6 protein-coding genes are annotated in these 12,573 nt (G+C 63.3%); 2 read left to right on the top strand and 4 right to left on the bottom strand.

The genetic code is table 11. From position 1 onward, the window contains the following. Positions 1-34 precede the first annotated feature (34 nt). From HU715_RS11185 to HU715_RS11170, 4 genes are all read right to left on the bottom strand, one after another. A complete protein-coding gene (locus tag HU715_RS11185; protein WP_186704825.1) occupies positions 35-3,097 on the bottom strand; it encodes a non-ribosomal peptide synthetase in 3,063 nt (1,020 codons plus the stop codon). Positions 3,098-3,208: 111 nt separating this feature from the next. Beyond that, positions 3,209-4,255, bottom strand: coding sequence for a TauD/TfdA family dioxygenase (locus HU715_RS11180; RefSeq protein ID WP_186704826.1), 1,047 nt, complete (start codon positions 4,253-4,255; stop codon positions 3,209-3,211). 17 nt (positions 4,256-4,272) lie between these two features. Continuing rightward, complete coding sequence (locus HU715_RS11175) at positions 4,273-7,701, bottom strand: condensation domain-containing protein (RefSeq protein ID WP_186704827.1); 3,429 nt, start codon at positions 7,699-7,701, stop codon at positions 4,273-4,275. Between the two features lie 7 nt (positions 7,702-7,708). Then, on the bottom strand, positions 7,709-8,686 hold the full coding sequence (locus HU715_RS11170) for a TauD/TfdA family dioxygenase (RefSeq protein ID WP_186704828.1): 978 nt from the start codon (positions 8,684-8,686) through the stop codon (positions 7,709-7,711). Between the two features lie 248 nt (positions 8,687-8,934). On the opposite strand from HU715_RS11170, the gene HU715_RS11165 reads away from it, so the two are divergent. Together HU715_RS11165 and HU715_RS11160 are read left to right on the top strand one after the other, a co-directional pair. Further along, a complete protein-coding gene (locus tag HU715_RS11165) occupies positions 8,935-11,001 on the top strand; it encodes a TonB-dependent receptor (protein ID WP_186704829.1) in 2,067 nt (688 codons plus the stop codon). Between the two features lie 108 nt (positions 11,002-11,109). Then, positions 11,110-12,531: a diaminobutyrate--2-oxoglutarate transaminase gene (locus tag HU715_RS11160; RefSeq protein WP_186704830.1), complete on the top strand. Its 1,422-nt coding sequence runs from the start codon at positions 11,110-11,112 to the stop codon at positions 12,529-12,531. The last annotated feature ends 42 nt before the right edge of the window (positions 12,532-12,573 follow it).

Raw genomic sequence — 12,573 nt, 5'->3', positions numbered from 1 at the left:
GCAACGGTGATGGCGTGGCGAGGTGAAGAGCCGTTCACAGGTCGGCCTCGTCCAGTTCGGCCATCAACGCCTGCATTTCGTCATCGGACAGGCCCGAGGCGCTGAATTCGGTGCTGTCGGCGTCCGGCTCGGCGGCGCTCGGGTCCAGCACTTGCGCGACCTCGGCCATGGCGGCGATGGTCTGGCGTTCGAAAACTTGCTTGGCCGACAGCGCGATGCCTTGCTCGTGGGCTTGGGCCACCACTTGCAGGCTCAGGATCGAGTCGCCGCCGATGGCGAAGAAGTTGTCGGTGACGCTCACCGTCGAGAGCTTCAAGACCTTGGCGACGATGGCTTGCAAAGTGCTTTCCATGGCGTTGCGCGGCGCCACGTGGGCGCTTTCGTCGAACTGCTCCGGGTCGGGCAACTGGCGGGTGTCGAGCTTGCCGTTGGGCGTGCGCGGAAAGCTCGGCAGGGTCAGCACCAGGGCCGGCACCATGTACGACGGCAGGCGTTCGCCGAGGAAGCGCTTGATCGCCTCCGAGTCCGGTGCGTAGCCGTGGGCGGCGAGGATGTAGGCGAGCAGGCGCTTGCCGGCGGCCTGTTCCTGGACGATCACCGCGGCTTCGCGCACGTCGCTGTGGCTGCACAACTGGCGTTCGATTTCCCCCAGCTCGATGCGGTAGCCGCGCACCTTGACCTGATGGTCCTTGCGCCCGAGGAAGGCCAGGCGCCCGTCGGCCAACCAGCACGCCAAGTCACCCGTGCGATAGGCTCGGGTGCCGTCGGCCAGGGTGACGAAGGCCTTGGCGGTTTCTTCGGGCTTGTTGCGATAGCCGCGGGCCAGGGTTGGGCCGGCGAGGACGATTTCTCCCGGCTCGCCAATGCCGCAGGCGCTGTCGAATTCGTTCAGCAGGCGCAGGTCCATGCCGGCGATGGGACGGCCGATGCTGACGTTCCGGCCTGGCTCCAATACCTCATAGGTGGCCCAGACGGTGGCTTCGGTGGGGCCGTATTCGTTCACCAGCCGTGCGTGGGGCAGGGTCTTGCTGTGTTGCGCGATCAGCGACGGCGGGCAGGCCTCACCGGCGACGATCCAGCAGGCGAGGCTGTCGGTTGCGCCGCTGCGTTGCAATTGATCGAGCAGGGCTTGATACAGCGACGGCAACGACAGGCCGTGGCTGACCTGATGCTGGGCAATCAATAGCGCCAGGCGGGCCATCTCCAGCTCTTCACCCGGGGCGGGCAATACCAGGCGTCCGCCTTGGGCCAGGGTCCAGAAAATCCCGGCGACCGAACTGTCGAAGGCAAACGACGACAGCAGCAGGTAGGCGCGTACCGGCGTCTCATAGGCCGCCATGCGCACCTGGGTCGAGAAGCTCAGCGCGCCGTGACTGATTTCCACGGCTTTCGGCGCACCGGTGGAGCCGGAGGTGTAGATCAAGTAGGCGAGGTCGTTCGCGTCCGGCAACGGCAGCGCCGGCAAATCGACGAGGTCGGGTGTTGCCAGGTCATCCAGCACGAAGCGTTGCAGGTCGGTCGGCACGCTGTCGGCCAGTTCGGCGCTGACCACGATGTGGGCAATGGCGCTGTCGGCGAGCATGTAGGCGCGGCGCTCGGCCGGGTAGGTCGGGTCGACGGGGACGTAGGCGCCACCGGCTTTCAGGACGGCGAGCATGGCGACAATGGCGGGGTTGCCGCGGGCGAACAGGATGCCGACCGGCACCCCAGGGCCGATGCCGGCGGCGACCAGTCGATGGGCCAATTGCGTGGCGCAGGCGTCGAGGCGGCTGTAGCTGAGGTCACCGTGCTGGTCGCTCAGGGCGATGGCGTTCGGTTGCTGGCGAACCTGGCGGGCAATCAATTCCACCAGCGTCACCGGTTCGATGGACGGCACGTCCGCGCTGGTGCCGATCAACTGCGATTGCAGCGCTCCACCGAGGGGCAACTGCGCCCAGGCCCGTTGCGGTTCGGCCAGTGCGCCTTGCAACAGTTGCAGCCATTGCTCTGCGAGGCAGCCGGCGGCTTCGGCGCTGAGGGCATGGCGGTCGTAGACCAGTTGCGCGTGCAGGCTATCGGGCAATTGGCGCACGTTCAGGCACGCTTTCAGCGGGTTCATCACCGCGCTGGCATGACGCTCCCGGGCATCGCCCGAGCGCCAGGCAAAGGCGTATCCGCCGTTGAGGGTGCCGGTGTAGTAGTCCTGCCAGCCAACCGCCCGTTCCAGGGTGACAGCCACTTGCGTGCTTTGCTCCAGCAGGGTCGCCTGGGCGTCCAGTTCGATGCTCACGGGCAGGCACTGCTCGAACAGGCCCAGGGTGCTTTCCAGTTCCGCACCGCGGCTTTCATGGATCAGGATGAGCGGTACCTGTTGCTGGCCGGCCAATCGTCCCAGCACCGCTGCCCATGCCGCCAGCAGCAGATCCGAGGTCAGGGCTGGGTGGCGAGCGAGGTCGGTCGCCAGTGTCAGGTCCAATCGGGTCGGCGCGAACCCGCCATCGATGGCCACTTCGAGCGGCAGCTGCAAGGTGGTCTGTTCGGTTTCGCCCGAGGGTTGCCAGAAGCTCACGCCCGGATGGTCCGGCGCGTCTTCGACCAGGCTCCAGCGCCATTCGGCGTAGTCGGCGTACTGCAGGGTCTCGGACTGGTCGGTGGCGGTGTCTTGCAGCAATGCGGCGGCCAGCCATTTCAGGCTGGCGAGGTCGAAGTGGCTGCTGGCCGCGGCCAGGTCCAGGACCGTTTGTTCATCGTCCAGGCGCGCCAGGGTCACGTGCAAAGGGATTGTCCAGTCGCGAGGCTGGCTGGCGAATTGGGCCAGGGCGGCGTCCTGGTCGGCGCGGCTGTGTTGACGCAGGTCCTGGAGGGTCACCGCCAGTGCAGCGGTTTCGTCGATCACCTGCACCGGATGGCGCAGGCCAGGCACGGGCATCAGGCGTGTGCGCAGGATTTCACTGCCGGCCACCAACGCCTGCAGGCGGTTGTTCAGCGTATCGATGTCCAGCGCTTGCGACAGCGACCATTGCAAATGGCAACTGAACGGGTGCTGCGTCGCGCCGTTGAGGTGGGGATAGACCGATGCCTGTTGCGGGGAAATACGAAAACCTTGAAGTCCGCTCATGTTCATCTCGACTGGAAAAGGGCTTGAGCCTGGATCACCGCACAGACGCCGGGGCTTGCTGGACATAGGTCGGGCAAGCCTCCTGCGAACGGCGGGTGGACCCGTTGAATGTCAGACGGCAACGTCGCTCGACAGCAGGGCTTCAGCCATGCCGGTCATGATGGCGCGCTTGCCAGTGAAGGGTTCGCGACCGTGCACGGCGAGCATGTTGTCGATGAACAACACGTCCCCCTGTTGCCAACTGAACCGCACCAGTGAGTCGAGGTAGGCCGCGCGTAGCGACTCCAGGACCTCTGGCTCGATCGGTTCGCCATCGCCATAAAAGGTGTTGGTGGGCAGGTCGAGGTCGTTGAAGTTGCTTTGCAGCGAATCGCGGATTCGCCCGGGCAAGGTGCTGATGTGGAAGAACGTGGCGTGGTTGAACCAGACTTCTTCGCCGGTGCGCGGGTGGCGCACCACGGCGGGTCCGCGTTGGCGGGTGCGCAGGCGATTGTTGTCTTTCCATTCCACGTCGATGCCGACGCTGGCGCAGTAGGCTTCCACTTCGCCGCGGTCTTCGGACTGGAACACGGTCTGCCATGGCAGGCCGAAACCGTCGCCGTAGTTGCGCACGTACAGCACGCCTTTTTCCCGGAACCGCGCTTCGATCTGCGGGCTGATCCTGGCCTTCACGGCACGGGTCGAACCAATGGGTGTTTCGCCACCGGTCTCGGACGGCACTTGGCAGTAGAAGAACAGCCGCAACGGGAAGCGTGGTGAGTAGGAGTGCTCGTTGTGGGGGAAAATCATCTGGTCGGCCGGGTAGTCGGTCGAGGTGTAGATGTTGCCGCCGACCCGTGTCCGGGGCGAGGCGCGGAACATGTATTCCAGCGCGCCGGGGGAGAGCGCGGCGATCACCTGGTCGAACTGCTCGACGGACGCGACGTTGAAACCACGGAACAGCAGGGCGCCGTATTCCAGCAGCTTCTTTTCCAGCGACTCGCGTTCCCGGGCGGCCCAGGCCACCAGGTCTACGCCACTGACTGCGGGCTCGATCACCAGGGGCAGGGCGTGATCGGGGCTGAGCAGGCGCTCGGTGACCAATTGTTGTTCCGAGACGTTCATGGCTTTGCGACGCACGGCGCCAAGGGCGCGGGGCGATGGGGGCACGATAGACATAACAGCATCCGACTCGGTTAAAGGGACAAGGAGCGACGTTTGGCTTGCATCATCTGGCTGCGACCGGCCAGCGCCTGGGAGTGTTGCCGCTCACGGGCAAAGGCCTGGTCCCAGCTGTCGATGCGCTCGGCCAGCGCCGGCAACGGCTCGTCCAGCAGGCTGGGGAGTTGCTCCAGCAGGCACGTCCACAGGTGTTGCAGGCGCAGGGCACGGCCTTGGTCGAAGTATTCGCCGCGATACTTGAGCGTCGCGGCGAGACCTTCATTGCCGTGCACCAGGTCGAGCACCAGGTGGAAATCCCCCGGTGCCTGGGCCACGTCCAACGCGGACAACTGCGCGCCGGCGATGGTGGTCGGGGTTACCCGTGACGGTTGATAGTTGAGCTTGACCTGGAACAGCGGCGAGTGACCGGGCCGGCGCTGCGGCGCGAGGGCCGAGACCACCAGGTCGAAAGGCAGGCCCTGATGGGCGTAGGCCAGGCGCGCTTCATCGCGAACCCGCTCGAGGAAACCGGCCAGGGTCGCTTCGCCACGCACGTCACAACGCAGGGTCAACTGGTTGACGAAGAAACCGATGACGTCGTTGTGCTCGGCCAGTGGCCGGCCGCTGACATCGGTGCCCAGCAAGAATTGCGCTTGGCCACCCAGTTGCTTGAGCACCAGTTGGTAACTGGCGAGCAGCAGCATGAACAAGGTCATGCCTTGTTCACGGGCCAGCGTTGCCAAATGCTCGCAGCGGGCCTGGGGCACGTTGAAGTCCAGGCTGTGTTCGCCCGGGGCCTGGCCGTTGCCGCCCAGTTCCAAGGTCTGGGGCATGCCGGCCAGGTGTCCGCGCCAGAAGTCCTGCTCGCTGGCGATCCGCTGTTCGCTCCAGTGCCGGGCTTCCCACTGGGCGAAATCGAGGTATTGCCCCGGGAGCGCGGCGTCTGTCGAGCCTGCCAGTTCCGCCAGCAGCACTTGCGCTGAACGTCCGTCGAAGGCGATGTGGTGCAGGGTCAGCAGCAGGTCATGCTGTTGCTCATGTCGGCTGAGCAACTGTGCCCGCAGCAGCGGGCCGGCTTGCAGATCGACAGGGGTGGCGTGTTCATGGGCCAGGCGCTCGTTCAGCGCCTGTTGTTGCTGCGCTTCATTCTGTTCGCGTAAGTCGTGATGGACCAGCGCGACCGCCGTGGCCGGCAATACCTGTTGTTGTGGGCCCTCGACACCGTCGCGGTACACCGTGCGCAACACGCCGTGCCGCGCCACCAGCGCGTTCAAGCGCAGGGCCAGCGCCTCGATGTCCAGTGGACCTTGCAGGCGCAGGTGCAGCACCAGGTTGTGGCGGGTGTCGTCCGGGTTCAGTTGGCGCAGGAACCACAGGCGACGCTGGGCGAAGGATTGATGCCCCTGGCTGAGGTTAGCCCGCGCGGTCGAAGCCTCGGCCGTCGGCGCCGGTTCATTCAGAAAGTTTTGCAGGGCCAGCGCCCATTGCCCCAGGGTGGTTTGCCCAAACAAGTCCTGGGTGTCGAGGTTCCAGTCCAGGTCCTTGTGCAGGCGCGCGGCGAAGTCGGCCACGCCGATGGAGTCCAGGCCTTGGCCGATCAGGCTGAGGTCGAAGTCGGCGGAAAAATACGGATTGACCGCGTGCAGCGTCTGCTCCAGCCATCGGCGGCAGGCGGCCTGGGCCTGTTGCGGCGTTTCGCTCGCCAGGTGCTTGAGCTGGGCAAGGTCCAGGACCTCGCCATTCGAAGCCAGCGTTGCACCGCTCTGGGCGATGATGCTCAACGTGCCCGCGGCCAGTTGCTTGCGCGCGCCTTGACGGGCGATCTTGCCGCTGGTGGTCATCGGGATGGTGCCGGCTTGCACCAGCACGATTTGGTCGATGCCGCAGTCGGCGGCTTCACGCACGGCGTTTTGCATCGACGCGAACAGCGCCGGGTGATGCGCCGGGTCGACGAACTTGCGTTGCGGCTCGGCGACGATCACCAACTTCTCGCGGCCCAACGCCGGGTCCATTTCCGAGAAGGCGGCAATGCGTCCGGTGCGGATGCCCGGCTCGGCATCGGTAATGGCGAATTCGATGTCGTGGGGGTAGAGGTTGCGCCCATTGAGAATCAGCAGGTCCTTGAGCCGTCCGCAGATCACGACCTGGCCTTCGTGCATGAAACCCAGGTCGCCGGAGCGCAGGTAATGCTCCGATGAACCGACAATTTGGGCTTCAAAGGCTTCGCGAGTGGCCTCGGGATTCTTCCAGTAGGATTCGGCGTTGCTCGGGCCCCTGAGCCAGACTTCGCCGATGCGATCGGCGGTGCATTGCTCGAAGGTGTGCGGGTCGACGATGGCGATGCTGTGCAAGGCTTGCGGGTAACCGCAGGCGACGAATTCCACGGCGGCGGCATCGGCCGCCGCCAGTGCCACGCGACCGCTCTCCAGCACGGCTTTGTCCAGGCGCAGCACCACCGGCAGCGCGTCGGCCGGCGTGGCGCTGACGCACAGGGTGGCTTCGGCCTGGCCATAACCGGGGCTGATGGCCAACGGGTTGAGACCACAGGCGGCAAAACGCTGGGCGAAAGCCTCCAGGGTGCCGGGGTGGATCGGTTCGGCGCCGTTGATGGCGTGTTTCCAGGCGCTCAGGTCGAGTTGCGCGATCAGGTTGTCGCTGACCACGCGGTTGCACAGGGCATAGGCGAAGTTGGGGGCGAAACTGGCGGTGGCGCGGTAGCGACTCAACGCCTGCAGCCAGGTCGATGGCGCATTGACGAAAGTCTGGGACGCCATCAGGTAGCACGGCATGCCGCTGTAGAGCGGGGCCAGCATCCCGCCGATCAGGCCCATGTCGTGGTACAGCGGCAGCCAGTTGACCATGGCGCCGTGTTCGTCGAAATCGTAGGCCTGGCGCATCAGCTCGACGTTGGCGATCAGGTTGCGCTGACGCACCTCGACGCCTTTCGGCGAGCCGGTGGAACCCGAGGTGTATTGCAGGAAGGCCACGGTCGAACCGTCGATGGTCGGACGTTGCCATTGGCTGGCCGGTGGTGTGCCCAGGTCCTGGACGGTCAGGACATCGACGCGGCCCTCCACCAGTTCCAGCAGGCCTTCGCAATACTCCGCCGGGGCGAGAATCAGCGCCGGCTCGGCATCCACCACCACGTTACGGACGCGGTCGAGGTGACGCGGCTTGCGCGACGGCGGTGGAAACAACGGCACGGCAATCAGCCCTGCATAGAGGCAGGCACAGAAGGCGCGGGCGTAGTCGAGGCTGCTGGGCAGCATCAACAGCACGCGATCACCCGGGGCATAACGCGTTTGCAGCGCGGCCGCCAGGGAACGGGATTGTTCGTGCAGTTGGGCAAAGGTCAGGGTTTCGCCGATCTCTACGCCGTCCGGCAGAAAATGCAGGGCGGCACGCTGAGGGAAGTGCTGGGCGTTGGTTTCCAGCACGTCGATCCAGTGTTCGAAAGAAAACATGTGCAATTCACGCCATGGCCACGATGACTTTGCGGTCACCGGTGAAAGGATTGCGACCGTGTGCCACCAGTCGGTTGTCGAGCATCAGGATATCGCCGGGCTGCCAGGGAAAACTGACGGCAGTCTCGCGGTAGACCTCGCGCACGGTGTCGAGCAGGTCGTCGGCAATCGGCGAGCCGTCGCCGAAATAGACATGGCGCGGCAGGTTCTCTTCACCCACCGCCGCCAGCAGGCTGGCGCGTACGCTCGGTTCAATGGCCGAGACATGGAACAGGTGCGCCTGGTTGAACCAGACCCATTCGCCGGTCTCGGGATGCTGTTGCACGGCGGCGCAACGCTGGCGGGTGCGCAGGTCGCCATCGGCTTTCCATTCCCACTCGATGTCGTTGTCCTGGCAGTAGCGTTCGACTTGGGCACGGTCCTGGGTGTTGAAGACTTTTTCCCAAGGCAGGTCGAGGGCGCCGCTGTAGTTGCGCACATAAAGCAGCTCGCGGCTGGCGAACAGCTCGCGGATCTCGGCGGGCATGCGCTGGTAGATCAGGCGGCTGTCGGCAATCGGGGTCTCGCCGCCGGTTTCACTGGCCTTGATGCAGTGGAACCAGATGCGTGAAGGCCAGGGGCGGGTGTAGGCCTGCTCGTTGTGCAAGGGGATAAATTGATGGGCCGGGTATTCGGTGGAGCTATAGACCCCGGCGAAGACTTTGCTGCGCGGTGTGGAACCGAATTCGTAACTGGCCAGCGGCGCGCCGAAGCTGGCGGCGAAGCGCTTGAAGTCGATGGGGGTGGCAACGGTGAAACCGCGAAACAACACGCCGCCAACGGTGGTCAGGACCTGGGACACGCGGTCGCGAATCGAGGCGTCCAGGTCGTGGATCGACTGTCCCGGTACCCCTTGCACCAGCACGGGTAGCGATTGGGCGCTTGCATCCGTGGGCGCCATTGAAAAAAGCTCGGAACGCCCGTTCAGGTGTTCGATTGAGGTCATCCTTGTGCATCCTCTTATAGCGTCTTCGACCAGTCACAAGACCTTGAAAGCAGGGCAGCGGTCAGTGTTGTAGGACTTGTCTGTAATGTATGTAAGGCAATACAAGACGACATACTAGGTACAAATGAGATGGATTATCAATACTATTTATTTAATTTTTTTTTTGGATTAGACTCCGCTCCGCTGGCGCCACACAGCCTTCGGCCAGCTCAAAAAAACCAAAAATATCTGTCGCAGGGGAGTGGGGCGTGAATTTCAAAAAGAACACAATTGCGTTGGCTGTAGGGTCGGCCATTGGTCTGAGCAACGGCGCTTGGGCGGCGGAAGAAGCCGCCAAGATGGAGATCGCTCCCATCACCGTAACCGGTGAAAAGATCGACCGTACCCTTGAGAAGACCCAGTCCAGCGTCGTGGTCGTCACCGACAAGAACCTGCGTGAGCACGGCGACAAGGACCTGGTGGATGTGTTTGCCCGTACGCCCGGCGTCTATAGCCAGGCCGGCAACGAGAACTGGGGTATCCGTGGCGTGCCGGTGTCCGGTTTCGACGACCAGGGCCCGGCGACCCTCAACGGTGCGGTGTCGGTGTATGTCGACGGCGCGGTGCAACCGAACCGCGCGCTGACCTTAAGCCCGGTCCCGCTGTGGGATGCTGAGCAGGTCGAGGTTTTCCTAGGCCCGCAATCCACCACCCAAGGCCGTAACTCCCTGGCTGGCGCGGTGGTGATCCGCACCAAGAACCCAACCTTCGAACCGAGCTTCTCGGCGCAGACCAACGTGGGCAACTATGGCGAGCACGGTGCGGCCGTGGCCGGTGGCGGGGCTATCGTCGATGACAAGATCGCCGGGCGTATCGCCGTGGACTATGGCGAAGGTGACGGCTACATCCGCAACACCGCGCTCAATGAAGACGCCAACCCGCGTCGCACCAGCAACGTGCGCGGCAAATTGCTGATCCTGCCCAATGACGACACTGACGTCTTGCTGACTTATGCCCATAACGAACATCGCCAGGGTGACCGCTCGACGATGCGTGGCGCCGATGGCAAGCCGAGCTATTACGACATCTCGTCCAACACCGAGGCTTTCGACAACCTCAAGCAGGACACCCTCAGCGCCAAGGTGGATTATCGTCTGAACGATGCCTGGTCGTTGACGAGCATGACCGCCAATACCCATACGGATTACAGCAATCGTTTGGATTCTGATCAGACCGCATTGAGCAATGATGTCATTCTGCGCAAGCATGACGGCGACTTGTTCAGTCAGGAACTGCGTCTGAACTACGCCTCGGACACGGTGAAGAGTTTCGTCGGTGCCTACTACGGCCACAGCACCAACGATTTCCTCGACCGGTTGTTGGCTACCGACCCCGTTGACAATGGTACCGTCAAAGGCAATACCACGATTGAAAACAAGGCTCTGTTCGGCGAAATCAACTGGACATTCGCCCCGCGATGGACATTGATCACTGGCCTGCGTTACGACCACGAGACGAACGACACCGACATCGAACAAGATACTTTCTCCACCTCAGAACAAGTCAAAAAGTCATTTGATGCCGTGCTGCCGAAACTTGGTATCGATTATGAGCTGGCCACGGATCAATACCTCGGCTTCATGGTGCAGAAAGGCTATCGTGGTGGAGGCGTTAATGTCCGTGCGGGTAGCGGTCACCAGGCTTACGACCCGGAATACACCACCAACTACGAGCTGTCGTACCGCGGTTCATTCTTCGACAAGACTTTACGCACCCGGGCCAACCTGTACTACACCGACTGGAAAGACCAGCAGGTCAGTGTGAGACAGACCGGTAGTCGATTCATTGAGGTCTTCAACGCTGGTCGCAGTGACATCAAGGGTCTGGAAGTGTCTGTTGAAAAGGACGTTTCCGAGCAGGTAACGCTAACTGCAAGTGGCGCTGTCACCGACGGAAAGTACAAAGATTTTGTTACCGGCAGGGGTCAGGACATGAGCGGCGAATCGTTCCTCTCGTCGCCCAAATACAAGGTCTCGGTGGGCGGCGTCTATCGCTTCGACGACCGTCTGATATTCGGTACGGATGTTGTCTACCAGAGCACCGCACCGTCGGAATATGAATTCGATGCCAGCGGCAAGGTCACCGGCGAGCGCCGCAGCGACAACTATGTGCTGGTGAACTTCAACACCGAGTACAAAGTCACCAAGAACGTCGCGGTCTCCGCCTACGTGAAGAACGCCTTCGACAAGGAATACGTCACCAACAACCGCAGCGACGACATCATCGATGTTGGCGCACCGCGCACGGTGGGTATGGTCCTGCGCTACGACATGTAAACCCATGGGCGCGGGGAGGCAATCTCCCCGCGCCTGTCCTGCAACGTTCCGGATGTTTGTTTCCAGGCTGTTCGTTCCCTTCCAAACCCAGCCTCCATGGAGGAAATCATGAGTGCTTTTTCGAATGTCACAGCAGGTGGCGCGCAACAGCTACGCCTGTTGCACACCGGTCTGTCGAGTCCCTACTGCCTTGATTCGACGCCGCTGCTGGAGCGTCAGCAACAGCAGGAATCCAACGCTCGCAGTTACCCGCGACGCATTCCCCTGGTGCTTGAAAGGGCCCATGGCATTTATGTGCAGGACAGCCGGGGGCAAGTGTTCGTCGATTGCCTGGCCGGTGCCGGGACCCTGGCGCTGGGGCACAACCATCCGGTGATCGTCGAAGCCATCACCCAGGTCATGGCGGCCGGTGTGCCGATGCATACCCTGGACCTCATGACACCGGTGAAGGACGCATTCGTCCAAGAGATTTTCGCTTGCCTGCCCAGCGAGTTCGCTCGCCACGCACGCATTCAGTTCTGCGGCCCGAGTGGGGCCGATGCGGTCGAGGCCGCGCTCAAGTTGACCCGTACCGCCACGGGGCGGCATTCCGTCCTGGCGTTCGAAGGGGCTTATCACGGGATGACCCTGGGCACGCTGGCCATCAGCGGCAACCTGTCGCCCAAGAATGCCCTCGGTGCGTTGATGCCCGGGGTACAGCGCCTGCCGTTCCCTCATGATTATCGTTGCCCGTTCGGGGTGGCCGGCGATCAAGCGGTCACGTTGAACGTTCGCTACCTCGAGCACTTGCTCAACGACCCGGAGAGTGGGGTGACCGCACCCGCGGCGATGATCCTGGAACCGATCCAGGGCGAGGGCGGGGTGATCGCCGCGCCGGATCGCTGGCTGCAGGAACTGCGTCGGTTGACCCAGGCCCACGGCATTCCGCTGATCGTCGACGAGATCCAGTGCGGCATTGCCCGCAGCGGGCGGATGTTCGGCTTCGAGCAATCGGGGATCACGCCGGATGTCATCACCCTGTCCAAAGCCATCGGTGGCGGGCTGCCGCTGTCGGTGATGGTTTACCACGAGTCGCTGGACGTCTGGCAGCCGGGTGCTCACGCGGGCACGTTCCGTGGCAATCAGTTGGCAATGGCGGCGGGTACCGCGACCTTGCGTTTCATTCGTGATCAAGGCTTGGTCCAGCACGCTGAAACGATGGGCGCTCACCTGCAAAAACACTTGCAGGCACTGCAAAGTGAGTTCGCCTGGATCGGCGATGTGCGTGGGCGCGGCCTGATGCTCGGCATGGAAATCGTCGACCCGCAAGGTACTCCAGACGTACAGGGTCATCCGCCGGTGGACACGGCCCGGGCCAAGGCTTTCCAGCAGGCGTGCCTGAAGCACGGATTGATCGTCGAGCTGGGCGGCCGTCACGGCGCGACCGTGCGCTTGCTGCCGCCGTTGATCATCACCGAGCAGGAAATCGATTTTGTGGCGCAAATCCTGTTCCAGGCTGCGAGCACGATCAACGAGCGTCCCGCCGGCTGATCCTCCGGTTCGGGCCAGCGTCCTGCTTGGGCGCCGGCCCGC

The sequence above is a fragment of the Pseudomonas zanjanensis genome (assembly GCF_014268745.2).
GTDB classification, from domain to species: domain Bacteria; phylum Pseudomonadota; class Gammaproteobacteria; order Pseudomonadales; family Pseudomonadaceae; genus Aquipseudomonas; species Aquipseudomonas zanjanensis.
The sequence above is the reverse complement of the archived record's forward strand: the minus strand, read 5'-3'. Positions and strand labels throughout refer to the sequence as shown.